Source organism: Burkholderia sp. MSMB1072 (assembly GCF_001524725.1).
In the GTDB taxonomy this organism is placed as follows: domain Bacteria; phylum Pseudomonadota; class Gammaproteobacteria; order Burkholderiales; family Burkholderiaceae; genus Burkholderia.
In genome coordinates, this window is the sequence record NZ_LOYC01000016.1 from 1 (window position 1) to 18,144 (window position 18,144).

The following is an 18,144-nucleotide window of genomic DNA, read 5'->3' on the forward strand; positions in this document are numbered from 1 at the left end:
CTATCTGATCCGAGGATCAGCTCGCTTTCATCAAGCGCCCACACTTATCGGCTGTTAATTTTTAAAGAGCATTCTGCTAGGGATCCTGAACCCCTCAGCAGCGCTGCGTTTTCAGCAGCAGAGAAGCGAGATTATTAACCGTTTTTTGAAACTCGTCAACAACTTTTTTAACTACTTCGTTGCGACGACTGCGGTTTAATTTCGTATGCGCTGGAGTCGCTACAACCGACTTCAACAGCACCGCTTCCCTTCTTCCCCCGCGCCGCGTTTCCGTTAGCGCGAAAGAGGCGAGATTCTAAGCACCTGCCTCCGTCTCCGCAACCCCCTTCGTGAAATATTTTTGACATGCGGTGCCCGCGGCCGTCGAGCCTCTCGATTGGTCATATATATAAGCGAGCGCGGCAGCAGCAGCCGCGGTCGCCCGCGAACCGCCCCGCCGCATCGAACGCAACCTGCGTCGCTCACCGTCCCACCATCGCCCTCACCACGCCGTCGCGCCGAATCAGTCCGTGATACAGCGCAGCGGCAAAGTGCGCGAGAAACGTCAGGAAGAACAGATACGCCAGCACCCGATGCGCGACCCTGAGCCACGCGAACGCCACCGGATCAGCCGACACCAGCGCCGGGAGCTGTACTCCGCCGCCCAGCGTCACCGGATATCCGCCCGCCGACAGCATCGCCCAGCCGATCAACGGCATCGCGACCATCAGCGCATACAGCACGAGATGCGACCCGTGCGCGGCCACCTTCTGCCACCCCGGCAGATCGTCGGGCAACGCGGGCGGCTTCGACAGAATCCGCACGACGATCCGCACACACACCAGCACCAGCACCGCCACACCCAGCGGCTTGTGAATCGCCACCAGGACCTCGTGCCGCGCGGAAACCGACGCCACCATTCCCACCCCGATGAACAGCATCGCGAGGATCATCGCGGCCATCACCCAATGCAGCACCCGCGCCGGCCAGCTAAACGTCGTCGAAGCCTTCATCATCGTCCCTCCCCACTCAATCGCGCCACGCCTGCCACGCCGGTCTCTTCACTCGTGCGACGCAGATACGAATCCGCATACGCGGCCGAGCGCGCCGCCAGCAACGGATCGCCCGACACCTGGATCCCCTGCGGCAGCACCGTCGGGTCGTAATTCACGTCGCGGCACGGGCCGCTGTCCTGCGCCTCCACGCGATCGAGCACGAGCGTGCCGGCGTCGATCGTCGTGCGCTGCGCGGGCCAGATCTTCGTCGCGTCGTCCACCGGATCGCCGGGCTCGGCCAGCGTGACCAGCAGCTTCCACTTCTGCGCACCGGCCGCGATGCGCTGCGTCACGTCCTGTTGCAGCACGTTCGGATCGGCGGCCGTCGCGACGTCGCCGGCACCCGCCGTCTGCTCCGGCACGACGCGCCACCGCACCGCCTGGCGCTTGCCGGCCGCATCGACGAAGTAAAACGCGTTCAACCCGTAATAGCTTTCGGTGACGTAACTCGCGCTCGGTTTCGCACGCTTCACCCATTGCAGGAAGGCGCCCGCCTCCGGATGCGCGCCGAAAAACGCCTTCACCTTCGCCGGGTCCGGCTTGCCCGTCTTCGGATCGGGACGGGTCGCGAGCGTCTGCTCGTAGAACGCCTGCGGCGTCGCCACCGGAAACACCGGCATCGCGTTCATCCCGGTCCGCCATTGCTCGCCGTCCGGTGCGGTGAGCTTCAGCGCGAGGCTGCGGATCGGCACGCTGCTGTCGGGCGCGTACGGGTTGCCGCCCGGCAACGCGAAGCGCCCGACTACCGGCGTGCGCACCGCCTTGAAGAACGGCGCGACCGAATACGCGCTCGCGGCGCCGTTGCCTTCGAAGTAGCCGGTCACGCACACGCCCTTCGCGTGATTGCGCCGAAAGCCCGGGTGGACGCCGCTGTTGGTCTGCAGCGCGTCGACGAGCCGGTGCGGGGTCAGGCGCGCCGGCGCGAGCCACCCGCCGGCATACCCGAACGCCGCGGCCACGCCGGCCACCGCGCCGCCGATCACGGCCCAGCGCCACCACCCGCGCCCGGGCTCGCGCTGCGGCGAAGAAGACGAAGATTGCTTCATGAATGCACTCCCGATCGTCAGATCATTGTCGAACGCGCGTAGGACGCCGCCCGCGCCGCTTTATTCCACGAAAAGTTTTTTCGTATGCTGGAGGGAATAATCGGTGCCGACCGGCGTCCTACGCGGCATCCACGACCCTTTCGGCAACCGGCCCGGCCATGCCCTCCACCGCCCTCGACGACGACGCGTTGCGCGAACTCATCCCCCGGCTGCGGCGCTTCGCGCTGTGGCTGGCGCGCGACGTCCATGCGGCCGACGATCTCGTCCAGTCGACGCTCGAGCGCGCGCTGTCGCGCTGGACGAGCCGTCGCGACGACGCGTCGCTGCGCAGTTGGCTCTTCACGATCCTGTACCGGCAGTTTCTCGACGGCAAACGCAGCGCGAAGCGCTACGCGTGGCTGCTCGGCCGCATCCGCGACGACGACGAAGCGCACTGGCCGTCCGCCGAACGCGAATTCGCGGCGCGCGCGACGCTCGAGGCGTTCGGCCAGCTCTCCGACGAACAGCGCAGCCTGCTGCTGCTCGTCGCGGTCGAAGGTTTCACCTATCAGGAAGTCGCCGACCTGCTCGACGTGCCGATCGGCACCGTGATGTCGCGGCTCTCGCGCGCGCGCCAGGCGCTGCGCCAGCTCAGCGACGGCGAACTGCCTGCTCCCTCCTTGCGGTTGATGAAGAAATGAACACGCCTCCGAACGAACATGACCTTCAGGCCTATGTCGACGGCCAGCTCGACGACGATGCGCGCGCCGCGGTCGAACGCTATCTCGCGCTGCATCCGGAGCGCGCGGAACAAGTGAAGCAATGGCAGCAGGACGCGCAGCGGTTGCGGGCCGCGCTGGAGAGCGTGCGGATGCCGGCGGACAATCCCGCGCTCGATCCGGCGGCGATTCGCGGCCGGCGGGCGGAGCGCACGCGGATGCGGTTCGCGATGGCGGCTTCGTTCGTGTTTTGCGCCGGGCTCGGGACGTTCGGCGGATGGCAGGCGCGCGGCTGGAACGCGCCGCCGCCCATCGCGCCGATGAGCGATGCGGTCAAGGCTTACCGGATGATGGTCGTCGATCAGGCGGCGAAGGTCGATTACCGGCCGACCGGTGCGGGCGATTTGCAGAGGTGGCTCACCAGGCGCGTCGGTGCGTCGGCGAAGCTGCCGGATTTGAGCGCGGCGGGGTTCACACCAGTCGGCGGACGGTTGTTCACGACGGACAGCGGGGCCACGGCCGCGATGGTGCTCTATCAGGATGATGCGGGGCAAACGCTGAGCTTCTATCTCCGGCCGGCGGAATCGGAACATCGGCTGCTGCCGGCCGGGCAACGCGTGGATGGCGCACTGCTGGCGCGGTATGGATCGGTGAACGGCCTCAACTATGCGGTGGTTGGGCCGGCCGGAAGCGTCGGGGAGAAAGCGGTCGTGCGGGCGCTCGATCAGCAGACTTGAAGTGATACGATGCGCGCCCGGATGGCGGTCGGTGGTGGCTGCCGGCGCCTTTTCCGGTGCGGCTCGGCGGGCTTGAACCGGCTCACGCTCACCGCTCGAATGCACAGCGTTTCGACTGACTTTCATCGGCTGTTATTCACATCCAGTCCGCGCCGGCGCCCTCGCCTTTAAAATCACAGGGTTTCGAGTCGCCGCGGAACAGGATATCCACATCGATCATGACGGTGCCGCATGCCGACTTCGATGGGTTCGCTCACCTTTGGTATGCACAGCGTTTCGGGTTGTTTTGGGCGCCGATATCCACAACCCAGGTGTTTGACCAAGCGTCTTCGCCAGATTCGACTGCGCTCACCCGTTGAATGCACAGGATTTCGAGTGGCTTCGAGTCAACGATATCCACAAGACATTCGACTTCCGGAAGTCGCACGCGATTTGTTCGCTGCCCTCTTTCATTGTCGGCAAAGCCTTGTCGGGCAAGACATTCGGGCCAACGAGCCCATCGAAACCGGAATGCTCACCGGTCGGATGCACAGGGTTTCAACTGGATCGTGCGCCGGTTATCCACACACTGCCGCTCGCGCTTCGGGTCACTTCGTTTCGACTATCCCGAGAACCGCGCCGGTTTCCGGCGCGATGAGGTAGCGGATCGGCTCCGGATCGTCATCGAGCCACGTATTCGCCGCATGTCCATACGCGTTCGCAAATCGCGCGAACCCCTCGCGCTTGCGCGTCCAGTGCGACAAGCTCGTCACACGTTGAAGCAGCCAGAAAATCTTGCGCCGAGTGGCGTCGTCCGTCATGTCGTGCTGTTCGATCGTGTCCGCCACGATGGCTCTGCTACGCTCATGTCGGCGTGTCGTCGTTGCACAGGCCGCTACGTTCCAACACCGCCCGCAGGCATACCGGACACACGAGCTCACCGGCGTCCCACAGCTGCACGAACATTGCCCGATCGTCGATGCGGAACGTCGAATCGACGATGTCGATACCCGGCCCGAGCACCTTGCGCAGGAACGTTTCGTCGAACCAATGCGTGGCGCCATGCTTCACGCTGGCATCGGTTACCCGCACGACGGGACAATCGCGGATCACGTCGATCGACAAGATCGCGGCCTCGATATCCGGTGACGTCCGCGTCGGCCGGATCAAGCCGTGCAACTCGCAGCGCGCGACGCCGCGCGGCCAATTCGCATTCGCCGCGACGACGGACGTGTCGAACGCCTGTTCCTTCGTCGTCGGTTTATAGGGCACCTCGCCGGAGCGCACGAGCAGTTCGTCCAGGCATGCCGAACACAGATGCGCACGCAAACGCTCCAGCGCCGCAATCTTCGGAAACGCCTTCACGTGCGCAACGTTGTCGACGAAAGTTGCATCGACCTCGTGTTCTTCGAGTTCGGCACGCAGCATCCACATTTCGCGGCTGTACTTCGGCCGGTCGAGCGAAACCTTCACGAGTTCGCCGGACGAAAACTGTCCGCGCTGCCGAATGCACACGGCAACGCCCGTCGATGTCGCGATCCCGTTATCGCGTCCGTGCCGACGGCACATGATCGGTCCCATTACCGGCTCCGGTGGCGGGCAGTACTGGTATCGCCGCGGTCTTGCTTCGATTTCATCTTATCGCTCGTCGTCATCGATGCGTCGTCCGTCGCGACGAGAAATACTCGGTGATCGTCGCGATCACGACCTGGTGCGTGGTGGTATCGACCGCTTCGCCCGGTGTCGTCTGCCGTGATCACCCTGCCTCCTTCCCGAGCCATCCGACGATCGCCGCGATATCTGCGTCGGAAAGCTGCCCGACACGCTCGACGGAAACACCGTAGTCGAGATCGAACTTCACGTTGAATCGCTCGCCCTTGTAGCGGCAACACAGGAGCTTCCGGTATCGACACGCGTTGCTCGAACATGATGTCGCCCGGATGTCGCTGCATCCGGTGTACGACTGCGTCGATATCGAGCGCGTGGAGGCGGGTCATCGAAGAATCGGTCACGTGCCGTGAGCTTGTCCGTCGGGCTTTGCATCCTGGATGCCGGCGATTCTACAGACATGAAGGCTTACGCATCGATCGATGCGCTTCACAGCGTTCCGCTTCGTTCATCCAGTCGCTGCACTCAGTGCATATCCCGAGCGGATCACAGTCGACGGACTGTGCTTATCCAAAGGTGTTAACAGCATTCGTATATATACGTAGTGGTAGTTAACAAACCCTGTGCGTCACAGTGGATAACCACCGTAACGCACTGAATTCTCGGCGCGAAGCGAAATGCATAACCCTGGGTGCGCGACGTGAACAGCGCTCGGCAGCACAGAACAACTTTTCGTCGATTCACAACCGCGCCGACATATCCTCAATCGTTCCACTGTGAATCCAGAGGCTTGCCGAACGGTTATCCAAAGGGGAATGTGGATAACACCGTCGCATATCGAAGCGTTTTGCTGTGAGGCGACGGATGAAGCCAACGCTGCCGGCATCGCCAGCCGCGTAACATCGATCGTCAGCCCGCCGTGCGAGCGTTTCAAAAAATTTTCACGAAGGGGCTTGTGCTCCCCTAAAACCCTCTCTATAATTCGCGGCTTCTTAGGCTCGTAGCTCAGTTGGTTAGAGCACCACCTTGACATGGTGGGGGTCGTTGGTTCGAATCCAATCGAGCCTACCAACGAACAAAACGAAGGGGTCCGGCAGCACGACTTGCCTACAGGCAACACGGCTCGCCAAACATACGAACGCCACGCGGCAACTTCGCGTGGCGTTTTTCTTTTCCGGTCCGAAACGATGCGTGACGCCTCGATGCGTCATGTCGTGCGAACCGCGGCATCGCATCCTCCGTTCGACATCCCGACCTGCCACACAACGGCCGCTGCACGGCGCGTAGAATCGTCTGCGCATCGACGTGGCAGCTTCGCCCGTCGCCCGGTTTCCACCGCATCAAAACAACGACGCGCGCTTCGCGCGCCTGAGAGCACACGACATGTCCGAGGTCACGACCGCCGCACCGCGCGCAAGCCACGACGAAATCGCCGCTTACGTCGGCAAGAAGGCCGACTGGTACGAACGAAAGTGGGCGATCGCCGAATCGCGCAAGAGCCGGCAGTCGTGGAACTGGGCCGCGTGCTTCCTCGGCCCGGTCTGGATGGCGTATCGATGCATGTACTGGCAGGCGACCGCCGTGCTCGCCGGCACGCTGGGCATCACGCTGATCGAGTTGCTGTACTTCCCGGGATACTTCGAATCGAGCATGCTCGACCCGGCCACGATCGCGATCGCGGTGTCGCTCGGCTGGTACGGGAACGGCCTCTACAAGACGCACATCGCACGCAGGATCGAAAACCTGCGCCCGCACGCGACGTCCCGCGAATCGTTTCTCGCGCTGCTCGACGCGCAAGGCGGCACGAACTGGCTGGCGGCGGCCGGTTTCGCCGTCGCGACGCCGCTGCTCGGCGTACTGCTGTACATGGTCGGCAACGCCGGAGGCGGGATGTACTGATCGCGGCAGCCGGCGAACGGAACGCAGGGCGGAAAGAAGCGGGCGGGTGGCGCCGGCGGCATGCACGCGCATGACACACGGCGCATGCTCGCGCCACCATCCTCAATGCAGATGCTTCAATTTGTCAGGATTGCGCACGACATAGATCGCGACGATCTTCCCGTCGTCGATCTCGAGCGCAGTCGTCTGCAGCTCGCCATCGGCTTCCAGCGTGACGAAACCCGGCAGCCCGTTGATGAACCCGGCCCGGATGAGCTTCGACGCTTGCGTCGCGAACAGCTCGGCGAGGTACGCATGCACCCGCATCACGAGTTCGAAGCCGAACACCGGCTTGCCGGCCGCGGTACGCTTGCCGCCGCCGTCCGAATGCAGGCTCACGTCCTCGGCGAGCATCGCGCCGAGCGCGCGCATGTCGCCGCTGCGTGACGCCGCGAAGAATGCTTCGGCCAGTTCGATCCCGCGCTGCTTGTCGACATGAAAACGCGGCCGCGCCTCGCGCACGTGCGTGCGTGCCCGTGCGGCGAGCTGCCGGCACGCGGCCGGGTCGCGCTGGATCGTCGTGGCGACTTCGTCGAATTCGAGGCCGAACACGTCGTGCAGCAGGAACGCCGCGCGTTCGAGCGGCGAGAGCCGTTCGAGCGCGAGCAGCAGCGGCAGCGTGATGTCGTCCTGTTGATCTTCCTCGACGACCGGCTCGGGCAGCCACGGGCCGATATAGGTTTCGCGCTGGTGCCGCGCGGACTTCAACTGATCGAGGCACATGCGCATCACCATGCGGCGCAGGAACGCCTCCGGCACGCGTACGTCGGTGCGGTCGACGTCCATCCAGCGGATGAACGCCTCCTGCACCATGTCCTCGGCATCCGCAACGGAACCGAGCATCCGGTACGCGACGCGGATCAGCGTGCGGCGCAGCGGATCGAAGCTCGCCGCCGCGTCGGCCCGTTCGTCGGCGCCGCCGTTGGCCGGGTCGAGGTTCGGCATCAGGCCACCATCTTCGCGGCGGCGGCCTTCGCGTCGGCCGGGTCGACCCACAGCCCGAAGCCGACGGCGAGCCGGTTCCAGCCGTTGATCACGTTGATCATCACCGTGAGTTTCACCTGTTCCTCCTCGCTGAAATGGTCGTTCAGCGCCGCATAGGCCGCTTCGTGCGCAGCGTGGCCCTCCGACAGCCGCGTGAGCGCGTCGGTCCAGCCGAGCGCCGCGCGTTCGCGGTCGGTGTAGCAGGGCGCTTCGCGCCACGCGGACAGCAGGTAGATGCGCTGCTCGGTCTCGCCTTGTTCGCGGGCCTCGGCGGTGTGCATGTTAATGCAGTTCGCGCACGCGTTGATCTGCGACGCGCGGATCTTGACCAACTCGATCAGCGTCGGCTCGAGGCTGCCGGCGGCGGCGACCGACACGGTCATCCAGTGCTTCATCAGCGCGGGGGCGGCGGCAAACGGATTGAGTTTCGCAGTCATGGTGGCTTCTCCTTTCGTGTGGGTTCCGCCGATATGACGAGCGAGCCCCCCGCGGGTGTGACATCGATGCAAAAAATTTTCGGAACCGTCGAAGCGCGCAGCGGCAAGCGAAGGGCGAAGCCGTCGAGCAGGGCGCCACAGGACGCGATATCGACGGACGAATGGGGCGCATCGCGCCGTTCCGCCGACGAACGCGCGCCATCGACCTTTCATGCATGCCGTGCGGTTGTCACCGGACGTCAGCAGTGTGCAGTCGCGGGCACGTGCATTGCGTCCGTCGGCTCGAACCCGGCCGCGACGGCCACCGACGGTTCGTCACGCGTGCGACGCCCTCATCGAAAATGCTTTCATTTTTCTTTCTGCTTCGTTTCATCGGAAATCCGATTCGCGACGTTCACATTTCTGGACCATACTGTTCTGCACGGGCAGACGAAGTGACGCCGCATCCGCGGCCCGGCGCGCGCGCCGGCTGCCCGACGACGCAGCAGCAGGTTGCACGTCAGCCGCGCGCACGCCAGCGCAAGGCTTTCCCTTTTCCGGCAACGCAACGCAGCGAATCGCGACGTGGACGGTAAACCGATGAGCCTCCTTGCATCACAGCTTCAGCGCCGTTACCAGGACGTGCGCGCCCATAGCGTCGCGCTGACCGCGACGCTGTCCGCCGAAGACCAGGCCGTGCAGTCGATGCCCGACGCGAGCCCGACGAAATGGCACCTCGCGCATACGACCTGGTTCTTCGAAACCGTCGTGCTGATGCGCCGCGTGCCCGGCTACGCGCCGTTCGACGACGCATTCCAGTTCCTCTTCAATTCCTATTACGAAGCGCTCGGCCCGCGCCATCCGCGACCGCAGCGCGGGCTGCTCACGCGTCCGTCGCTGGACGACGTGCATGCGTACCGGCAATACGTCGACGACGCGATGCTGCGCGCGCTGGCCGACGCCGACGCGGCGCAGCTCGAGGCGATCGCGCCCGAGCTGGTGCTCGGCCTGCATCACGAGCAGCAGCATCAGGAACTGATCGTCACCGACATGCTGCATGCGTTCTCGTGCAACCCGTTGCGGCCGGCGTTCCGGCCGCGCACCGGCGCCGATGCGCAACGCGCGCTGGCCGCGGGCGACGCCGGCCCGTTGCGCTGGCTGCGTCAGCCGGGCGGGCTCGTCGAGATCGGCCACGATGGCGATGCGTTCTCGTTCGACAACGAGCGGCCGCGTCATACGGCGCTCGTGCGGCCGTACGAGATCGCGAATCGCCTCGTGACGAACGCGGAATTCGCGGCGTTCGTCGCGGACGGCGGCTATACGCGCCCCGAATTCTGGCTGTCCGACGGCTGGGCCACGGTGCAGCGGGAAGGGTGGCAAGGGCCCGCGTACTGGATGCCGGACGACGACGACGCGGCCGCCACGCGCGTGCGGCGCACCTTCGGCCTGCACGGCGTCGAACCGCTCGCGCCCGACGCGCCGGTGTGTCACGTGAGCTTCTACGAGGCGGCCGCGTATGCGGAATGGGCCGGCGCGCGGCTGCCGACCGAATTCGAATGGGAAACCGCGTTCGCGGCCGACGGCATCCGGCAGATGCTCGGGCATGTATGGCAGTGGACGCGTTCGTCCTACGAGCCGTATCCGGGCTTTCGGCCGCTCGCGGGTGTGGCGGCCGAATACAACGGCAAGTTCATGGTCGGCCAGCAGGTTCTGCGCGGCAGCAGCATCGCGACGCCGCCCGGGCACGAACGGCCGACGTACCGCAATTTCTTTCCGCCGGCGGCACGCTGGCAATTCACGGGAGTGCGACTTGCGCGAGACGTCTGACCTGACGGCCACGAGCGGTGGCCTGCAACCCGCCCGCGATGCGCGGCCGAGCGCGTTCGAGCGCGACCTGATCGACGGACTGTCGCGCACGCCGCGCAGCATTTCGCCGAAATACTTCTACGATGCGGCCGGCTCCGCGCTGTTCGACCGCATCTGCGAACTGCCGGAGTATTACCCGACGCGCACCGAGCTCGGCATACTGCGCGAGCGCGCGGCCGAGATCGCGCAGCGTGTCGGCCCGCATGCGGACATCGTCGAATTCGGCGCGGGCTCGCTCGAGAAGATCCGCATCCTGCTCGACGCGTTCGCGAACAACTACGCGAACGCGCCGGCGCGCTACGTGCCGATCGACATCTCGGCCGACCATCTGCACGGCGCGGCCACACGCCTGCGCGCCGCGTATCCGTGGCTCGACGTCGCGCCGCTCGCGGCCGACTACACGAAGGCCGAGCAACTGGCCGAGCTGACCGAAACGCCGCGGCGGCGCATCGGCTTCTTTCCCGGGTCGACGATCGGCAACTTCTCGCCGGAAGAGGCCGACACGTTCCTGCGCGATGCGGCGCGGCTGCTGCGCGGCGGCGGCCTGCTGGTCGGCGCGGATCTCGTGAAGGACGAGCGCACGCTGCACGACGCGTACAACGACGCGCAGGGCGTGACCGCGCAGTTCAACCTGAACCTCCTGGCGCGCGCGAACGCCGAACTCGGCGCGGATTTCGACGTCGATGCGTTCTCGCACTGCGCGTTCTACGACCGCGAGCGGCAACGCATCGAGATGCATCTCGTCAGCGACGTCGCGCAGACCGTACACGTGCGCGGCCACGCGTTCAGCTTCGAAGCCGGCGAGCGCATCCACACGGAGAACTCGCACAAGTTCACGATCGACGGCTTCCATGCGATCGCGCGCCGCGCCGGGTTCGAACCCGATACCGTGTGGACCGACGCGGACAAGCTGTTCAGCGTGCACTGGTTGCGCAGTGTCGACGATATCCGCGCGTAATGCGCGCTGCGGCGAACCGCTCGCGCCGCAAGGCCACGGCGGTTCGCTCCCCGTGCCCCGGCGTGTTCGATCCGATCGCCGGTTTCGTACCGAAAATTCCCTTTTTACCGACCCGATGCATCGCCGCAACGATGTCCGGCATGCCGCCTCCCCCATGCTCCATCAGGCTTTCCGGGCACCCGTAAACGTCCGTTACTGCTCTCGCAGACCCGTTTCACCTGTGTCGGCGTCCGGTGCCTAGACTCCGAACCGTAGTCACACGACGCACGACACGTGCAGGGAGTCGCGAAATGAGCAAGAAACTTATTCTCGGTGCAGTTCTCGGTGTAGCGGCGCTGGCAGCCTCGGGCGTCGCATCGGCCCACGTCGACCTGTCGGTCGGCATCGGCGTGCCGGGCGTCTATGCGGCGCCGGCGCCCGTCTACGTGGCGCCGCCTCCGCCCGTGATGTACGCGCCGGTCGGCTATCGCGACGACGGTTGGCGCGGCGACGGCTGGCGTCAGCGCGAATGGCGCGAACACGAGTGGCGCCGCCGGGAATGGCGCGAGCACGAGTGGCGCGAGCGCGGCGGCTGGCGTGGCGGCCGCTGGGACTAAGCGGCTCGATCGATCATTCGAGAGGAGAGTGAAAACACGATGCCCGTTCGATACATCGGACTACGTGCCGCCGCCGCTGTCGTTGCGCTCGCAACGATCGGCAGCGCGCACGCGGCGGGCTGCATGAAGGGTGCGGTGGTCGGCGGTGTGGCCGGTCACTATGCGGGGCACCACGCGGTGGTCGGCGCCGTGGGCGGCTGTATCGTCGGCCATCACATGGCGAAGCAGCACGCGCAAGAGCAGGCCGCGCAACACAAGGCCGCCGCGCAGGGCATGCAGCCGCCGCAGTAAGCACCTCGTCACCTGGGCGACGTCGCGGCATCGCCCAGGTGCTTCGCCCCCGCGTTCATGCGTGCCCGCAATTGATCCGACGAATGCGTGCCGCACGCGTCGTTACGATCATTTACAACGTCGTGCTGCGCGAATTTCTCGCATTCATAAAATGCAGTCACGCAAACGCGCTCAAGGGAGCACCAAATGAAACAGCAACGATATCTGTCCGTCCTGGCGGCCGCGCTGCTCGCGCTCGGCTCGGTGTCTGCCCATGCGGCGGCCGGCGGCAACGGCGGGGGCAATGGCGGCGGTCATGGCGCAGGCGGCTCGGGCGGCAACGCAGGCGGCATGTCGGGCGGCCACATGAGCGGCCAGGCGCTGAGCAACTCGAACGGCATGCACGCCGGCGACCGGGACAAGGGCCTGTCGCGCGCGGCCGACCGTTCCGACACGATCGCCGATCGCGCCGGCACGCAGCCGGGCCGCGGTCACTCGCACGCGCATGGCCATACCGCGCATGCGTCGACGTCCACGCATCATTCGCATCGCAACGCATTCGGCCGTACGCTGTAAGCGCAGCCTGCGGATGCACGGGAAGGGCGCTTCGGCGCCCTTTTTTCATGGCGAAAACGTAACGTGTCGGGCGAGCGAAAACATCGTGTCGACCCGATTTGCAACCAGCCGTAACGGCGTCGCCCGCACGCGAGTAATGCGATTGCTTTCATGCGGATGACGGAACGGGCGATGCGCGGGTACCCGGCACGATCGATAACGGCCGGGCCATGCCGATAAAAAGGGCGGCTCGTCGCCGCCCTTCGTGTCACCGTCCCGCGCCCGCCGGCGGCGCCGCAGGTTCGAACAGCGCATCCGGCTGCCCGACGCGCACGAAGCGCGCCGCGCCGTCGCCATCGGTCAGCGCACGGAAATGCGCTTCGCCGCACGCGAGCTTCGCGCGCTCGTGCTCGCTCGGCACGTGGCCGTCGGCATTCGGCGTATCGACGACGAAGTACAGCCGCTCGCCGCCGTCCTGTTCCGCGAGCACAGCCCAGTCCGGATGGTAGCTGCCGAGCGGCGTCTGCACACGGAACCACGCCGGCAGCTTCGCGTAGAGCTTCACGCCGTCGTGCGCTTCGAGCGCATCGGCGAACGCGCGCTCGGCGTCCGTCTCGCATACGACCGCTTCGTGGATCGACTTGCGCGCGTCCAGCCGCAGATTGCGCAGGTAACCGGTCAGCGCTTCGCTCTCGAACGATTCGAGCGCATGCACGTGGCGCTCGCCGAGCTTGCGGTACGCAATGCCCGCGACGAGCGCGAGCCGCTTGCAGCGGTTGATCGCGTCGGCCGCCACCGCAATGAACTGCTGCGGATTCACGCGGAAATCGTCGAGCCGGCCGCTGTCGGCGAGGATCGTCGCGAGCGAACGGCGCGTGAGCTGCGTCCGGTCCTGCAACTCGGTGAGCAGGTCGGGCAGCGGCAACTCGCCTTCGTCGAGCAGCACCGTGCCGGCGCCGGCCACCTCGATCGCCTCGATGCCGGCCTTGCCGATGTCGATCTCGGCCTTGCGCCACTGCAGCCGCGCCCGCGCGATGTCCGGCGCGGCGCGCAACGCGGCCGTGCAGTCGCGCACCAGCTTCGCGTTGTCGAACTCGACGCGGTACACGGTGCGATGGCGGATGCGATCCCACAGCGCACGGAAATCCGCGCCGAACACGACGGCCTTGCCCGACGCATCGCGCCGCAACGCGATCGCGCGGCGCTCGTCGGCGTTGCGCACCGCGAAGCGGCCCGACAGCTTGCGCAGCGTCGCGACGATCGGCGCACGCAGCCGCTCGAACGCGTCCGGCAGCACGAGCGCGCTCTGGCGCAGCGCATCCTTCAGCCGGTCGAGCACCTTGCCCTGCGCGTCGACGTAGCCCTGTTCGTGCAGATGGTTCCACAGCACGCGCGACAGCTCGACGCCGAGCGCATGCGCGGGGCCGCCGTCTTCCTGCACCGGCAGCGCCGCGAACTGGTGCTCCTCGACGATCCCGAAACGAATGCCGGTATCGGCCTCGATTTCCTTCTGCAGGTTCTCCGCGAACGACTCGTAGCGCTCGGTCGCGATCACGGTGAGCGTGTTCACGCCCGGGTCGCGCACGCGCTCGCCGTCCTGGTCGACGGCGAGGCGCAGCCCGCGGCCGAGCGTCTGGCGGCGTTCGCGCTCGGTCTGGATGTCGCGCAGCGTGCAGATCTGGAACACGTTCGGGTTGTCCCAGCCTTCCTTGAGCGCCGAGTGCGAGAAGATGAACTTCAGCGGCGTGTCGAACGACAGCAGCGCTTCCTTCTCGCGCATGATGAGGCCGTACGCGCGCTCCGCGTTCTCGCGGGCCGCCGCGCTGCTCTCGCTCGTGTCGGTCCAGCCGCCCTTGCGGTCGATCGAGAAGTAGCCGTTGTGCGCACGCTCGACTTCGACGGCCACGTCGACGCCGTCGAACAGCGCACGGTAAGCCGGCACGCGCGCCGCGCGCGCATATTCCTCTTCGAAGATCAGCGCGTAGTCGCCCTTCACGGGCATCCCGTTCTCGTCGTAGCGGCGATAGCGCTCGACCGAATCGACGAAGAACAGCGACAGCACCTTCACGCCGCGCTCGGCGAGGCGCAGCTCCTTGTCGAGATGCTCGCGGATCGTGCGGCGGATCATCTCGCGCTGCACGGCGAGCGTGTCGATGTCGCCGAACGCCTCGCCGAGCGACAGGAACGCCTCGCCTTCCGGATGACGCAGCTCGACGTACTCGGCGCCCTTGACCGCATGCACTTCGCCGATCCGCAGCCCCGCGTACAGCGCGCGCCTGGTCAGGCGCTCGAGATCGTCGCCATCGGTGGCCGACACGATCTGGCGTTTCACGCCGGCGGCCGTCGCGACGTCGAGCTCGAGGCGCGCGCTGATCGCGCCGCGCCGGTTCGACACGCCGACGAGCCGCACGTACGGCTTGTTGTGCGCATCCTCGACGATCGCCGACGCGATCTCGATCTGCTTGACGAGCTTGCGCTCGTACGCGTCGACCGCGTCGAGCCGGTACACCATGTGGTGGCGGTCGACGTGCGTGGCCGAATAGCGCAGCGTGCAGAGCGGCGCCATCGCGGCGAGCGCTTCGCGGCCGCGCCCCTCGAGGCCGCCGTCGACGCTTTGCGGTTCGTCGACGATCACGATCGGCCGCGTCGCGCGGATCAGGTCGATCGGTTTCTCGCCGCCGGTCTTCTCGCTGTCCTTGTAGAGGTTGTTGATCTCTTTCTTGTTGATCGCGGCGACCGTCATCACCATGATCTGGATCGCCGCGCTCGCCGCGAAGTGGCGCACCTGGCCGAGCTTCGCGGAGTCGTACAGGAAGTAGTCGTACGGCACGCCCGCGTACAGCGCGCGGAAGTGATCCTCGGTGATCGACAAAGTCTTGTGCACGCCTTCCTTGATCGCGATCGACGGCACGACGATCACGAATTTCGTGAAGCCGTAGCGGCGGTTCAGCTCGAAGATCGTGCGCAGGTACACGTAGGTCTTGCCGGTGCCCGTCTCCATCTCGACGGTGAAGTCGCGCGAGCCGGGCAGGCCGGACGGCGGCAGCCCGCCGCGCAACTGCACCTCGGCGAGATTGCGCGCGAGCGCGTCGTCGGTCAGCGACAGCCGGTTGCCGACGCCTTGCTCCGATACGGCGAAGCCGAGCGAACCTTGAGCTGCGGCCGTCGTGCCGGGCGCGGCGTTCGCGAGCACGCTGAAGTCGCCGCGATACGATTCCTGCCCGCGAAACAGGTCGCAGACGGCGTCGATCGCCTCGCGCTGGTAGTCGAGATCCGCCTCGAAATGCAGCCGCATCACAGGCTCCGCACGCGCTTCACGCCGTGCTGTTCGAGCAGCGCGGCGAGATTGAGCTTCGCGACGTCGTCGACGAAGCCGCTGTCGCGGAACAGGCACGTGACGTCGCGCGACGCGCCGGTCGCATCGAGCAGGTCGACGATGCCGTCGGCGAGCGGGCCTGCGTCGTCGCGCGAGATGCGCGCGTCGAAGCACGCGACGATCGCGCGGCCGATCAGGTGCACCGTCTTGCCGGCCACCGGGTGATGCTCGACCGGCGTGCACAGGTCGAGGCCGAGCTTCAGCGTCAGCTCGGCGAGCAGGTCGTCCTCGGTGCGGCCGGTCTTCACGTGCTCGACGGACGCGAACAGCGCATGGTCGAAGTCGTCGCGGCGCGGGTCCCACTCGATCACGTTGGTCGTGTCGAGCCGATACACGCGAAAGCCGAGGTCGCCATAGCTTTCCGGATAGTCGCGCGCGACCTGCTGCGCGGCGCGGCGCAGGCGTTCCTTCGTGATTTCCGCGAGCGTGAGCGGCTTCTTCAGCTTCGCGCAGAAATCGGCGGCCGCGGCTTGCGTCTTGTCGCGGCGGTCGAGCGCCTCGGGCAGTTGCACGAGGATGTAGCGGCGCGCGCCGCCGTCGGTCGCATTCACCTGCATCACCGCGTGGCCGGTCGAGCCGGAGCCGGCGAAACAGTCGAGCACGATGTCGTCGCCGCGCGTGCACCAGCCGATCACGGCCGCCGCGAAGTCGACCGGCTTCGGCAGGTCGAACGGGATGCCGAGCGACTTCAGCAGCGCGTCGTCGGAGCCCGCGAAAGGCAGCACCGACGGCACGTTCTCGTACATGTTCTCGTCGAGGTAGTAGATCCGCTGCGGCTGCGTGGTTTCATCCGGGCCGAATTCGATCTGGCCGCGCTCGAGCAACGCCTGCATCGTCGCGGGCGGGTTGCGCCAGCCGCGCGCCGGCATCGCGCACGGCTTGCCGGTGACCGGGTGGATCAGCGGCGTGAAATATTCGTCCGGTGCCTTCTTCTTGTTCGGCCACGCCATCGACACGAGGCGGTATACGCGGCCTTCCGCCGACAGCCGGTCGTACATCACCTCGCCGCCGGACAGGTTGGTCTGCGCCTTCAGCCACGCGCGGTATGCCTTCTGCGCGTCCTTCGGGTTGCCGCTTCGGTACACCGCGTCATGCGCGGCGTCGAGCATGCGCTGCGCGTTGCGCTTCGGGCGCTTGAGCGGCGCCCGTTCGAGCAGCGTCTCGGCGTTGCGCGCGAACAGCACCAGCGATTCGTGCTGGTACGCGATGCCGCGCGCGTCGCCCTTCGGGTTGCGCTTGTCCCACACGGCCACGCCGAGCTCGTTTTCCTCGCCGAAGATCTCGCGCAGCATCAGCACCAGCGCATGCACTTCGTGCTCGTCGATGTGCACGGCGATCAGCCCTTCGTCGGACAGCAGCGCATGCGCGAGCTTCAGGCGCGGATACATCATGTTCAGCCAGTCGGTGTGGAACCGGCCGTTCGCCTCGGTATTGGTGCTGCGCTTCACGCCGCCGTCGGTCTGGCCGGTCATCGCCAGGTAGTGGCGGATGCTGTCGCTGAAGTCGTCCGGATAGACGAAATCGCTGCCGGTGTTGTACGGCGGGTCGATGTAGACGAGCTTCACCTTGCCCGCGTAGCTCTTGTGCAGCAGCTTCATCACGTCGAGGTTGTCGCCCTCGATCACGAGATGGCGCGTGTCGTCCCATGCGACGCTGTCGTCGGGGCAGGGGCGCAGCGTGCCCGTCGACGGCGTGAGCGCGGCCTGGCGCGCGCTGCGCTTGCCGTGCCAGTGGAAGCCGTAGCGCTCGTCGGCGTCGCCGACCGTGCGTTCGCCGACCAGCGCCTTCAGCACGTCGACGTCGACCGACGCGCCCTCCGGGCCTTCGGTCACGAGTTCGGGGAACAGCGCCTTCAGGCGCGCGACGTTGTCCGCGGTGAAATCCGTCGACATCGCCTGCGGGCTGGCCGCATCGAGTTTCTGCATCGTCTTTTCCATCGGAGCCCGGCCGCGCGCGCCAGGACGTCGGGCGCGCTCACGGCACCGGCGGCAATGGCCGCCCGGGCAAACCCGAAACGCTAGCGAGTCGGTCGGCGCAGGTCAAGCGCCGATATGGGTCGAGCGTGCGCCCATCGGCCGCGATC

General features: G+C 66.3%; 15 protein-coding genes, 1 tRNA gene and 1 pseudogene. 9 read left to right on the plus strand and 8 right to left on the minus strand.

The genetic code is table 11. The annotated features are described in order from the left end of the window. Positions 1-461: 461 nt before the first annotated feature. Entirely contained in the window at positions 462-995 is a 534-nt protein-coding gene (locus WS89_RS08115; protein WP_059790417.1) for a cytochrome b, read from the minus strand. Continuing rightward, the gene (locus WS89_RS08120) at positions 992-2,080 is read right to left on the minus strand and encodes a catalase family peroxidase (RefSeq protein WP_059790419.1); all 1,089 of its coding nucleotides are present in this window, start codon (positions 2,078-2,080) and stop codon (positions 992-994) included. The genes WS89_RS08115 and WS89_RS08120 overlap by 4 nt, the downstream gene beginning before the upstream one ends. A 158-nt stretch (positions 2,081-2,238) precedes the next feature. Here WS89_RS08120 and WS89_RS08125 point away from each other — a divergent pair, with 158 nt between their 5' ends. Both WS89_RS08125 and WS89_RS08130 read left to right on the plus strand, forming a co-directional pair. Next, positions 2,239-2,760, plus strand: coding sequence for a sigma-70 family RNA polymerase sigma factor (locus WS89_RS08125; protein ID WP_059790421.1), 522 nt, complete (start codon positions 2,239-2,241; stop codon positions 2,758-2,760). Next, on the plus strand, positions 2,757-3,515 hold the full coding sequence (locus tag WS89_RS08130; RefSeq protein ID WP_059790423.1) for an anti-sigma factor family protein: 759 nt from the start codon (positions 2,757-2,759) through the stop codon (positions 3,513-3,515). Before WS89_RS08125 ends, WS89_RS08130 begins: the two co-directional genes overlap by 4 nt. 650 nt (positions 3,516-4,165) lie before the next feature. On the opposite strand, the pseudogene WS89_RS08135 reads toward WS89_RS08130, so the two are convergent. Both WS89_RS08135 and WS89_RS08140 read right to left on the minus strand, forming a co-directional pair. Beyond that, positions 4,166-4,342 (minus strand): annotated as a pseudogene (locus WS89_RS08135) (Imm72 family immunity protein); the annotation flags it as partial. 16 nt (positions 4,343-4,358) lie between these two features. Continuing rightward, positions 4,359-4,967 carry a hypothetical protein gene (locus WS89_RS08140; RefSeq protein ID WP_156440524.1) on the minus strand — a complete coding sequence of 203 codons (609 nt, stop codon included), beginning with the start codon at positions 4,965-4,967 and terminating at the stop codon, positions 4,359-4,361. Between the two features lie 1,129 nt (positions 4,968-6,096). Here WS89_RS08140 and WS89_RS08150 point away from each other — a divergent pair. After that, positions 6,097-6,173, plus strand: a tRNA-Val gene (locus tag WS89_RS08150). Positions 6,174-6,485: 312 nt separating this feature from the next. Next, positions 6,486-7,001 (plus strand): DUF2628 domain-containing protein, encoded by a 516-nt coding sequence (locus tag WS89_RS08155; protein WP_059790430.1) that lies wholly within the window; start codon positions 6,486-6,488, stop codon positions 6,999-7,001. Positions 7,002-7,103: 102 nt separating this feature from the next. Here the strand turns inward: WS89_RS08155 and WS89_RS08160 are convergent, their stop codons facing one another. Continuing rightward, complete coding sequence (locus WS89_RS08160) at positions 7,104-7,985, minus strand: sigma-70 family RNA polymerase sigma factor (protein ID WP_059790471.1); 882 nt, start codon at positions 7,983-7,985, stop codon at positions 7,104-7,106. Then, positions 7,985-8,461 (minus strand): carboxymuconolactone decarboxylase family protein, encoded by a 477-nt coding sequence (locus tag WS89_RS08165; protein ID WP_059503076.1) that lies wholly within the window; start codon positions 8,459-8,461, stop codon positions 7,985-7,987. Before WS89_RS08165 ends, WS89_RS08160 begins: the two co-directional genes overlap by 1 nt. A 579-nt stretch (positions 8,462-9,040) precedes the next feature. Between WS89_RS08165 and egtB the strand changes: the two genes are divergently transcribed. From egtB to WS89_RS08190, 5 genes are all read left to right on the plus strand, one after another. Then, positions 9,041-10,267 (plus strand): ergothioneine biosynthesis protein EgtB, encoded by a 1,227-nt coding sequence (gene egtB / locus WS89_RS08170; RefSeq protein WP_059790433.1) that lies wholly within the window; start codon positions 9,041-9,043, stop codon positions 10,265-10,267. Continuing rightward, complete coding sequence (egtD, locus tag WS89_RS08175) at positions 10,251-11,264, plus strand: L-histidine N(alpha)-methyltransferase (RefSeq protein ID WP_059790435.1); 1,014 nt, start codon at positions 10,251-10,253, stop codon at positions 11,262-11,264. The genes egtB and egtD overlap by 17 nt, the downstream gene beginning before the upstream one ends. 290 nt (positions 11,265-11,554) lie before the next feature. Continuing rightward, positions 11,555-11,860 (plus strand): hypothetical protein, encoded by a 306-nt coding sequence (locus tag WS89_RS08180; RefSeq protein WP_059503081.1) that lies wholly within the window; start codon positions 11,555-11,557, stop codon positions 11,858-11,860. A gap of 39 nt (positions 11,861-11,899) precedes the next feature. Beyond that, a complete protein-coding gene (locus WS89_RS08185) occupies positions 11,900-12,151 on the plus strand; it encodes a hypothetical protein (RefSeq protein WP_059790437.1) in 252 nt (83 codons plus the stop codon). Positions 12,152-12,337: 186 nt separating this feature from the next. Then, positions 12,338-12,706: a hypothetical protein gene (locus tag WS89_RS08190; RefSeq protein WP_059503085.1), complete on the plus strand. Its 369-nt coding sequence runs from the start codon at positions 12,338-12,340 to the stop codon at positions 12,704-12,706. Between the two features lie 247 nt (positions 12,707-12,953). Here the strand turns inward: WS89_RS08190 and WS89_RS08195 are convergent, their stop codons facing one another. After that, positions 12,954-15,980, minus strand: coding sequence for a type III restriction-modification system endonuclease (locus tag WS89_RS08195; protein ID WP_059790439.1), 3,027 nt, complete (start codon positions 15,978-15,980; stop codon positions 12,954-12,956). Beyond that, a complete protein-coding gene (locus WS89_RS08200; protein ID WP_059790441.1) occupies positions 15,980-17,998 on the minus strand; it encodes a site-specific DNA-methyltransferase in 2,019 nt (672 codons plus the stop codon). The genes WS89_RS08195 and WS89_RS08200 overlap by 1 nt, the downstream gene beginning before the upstream one ends. Between the last annotated feature and the right edge of the window lie 146 nt (positions 17,999-18,144).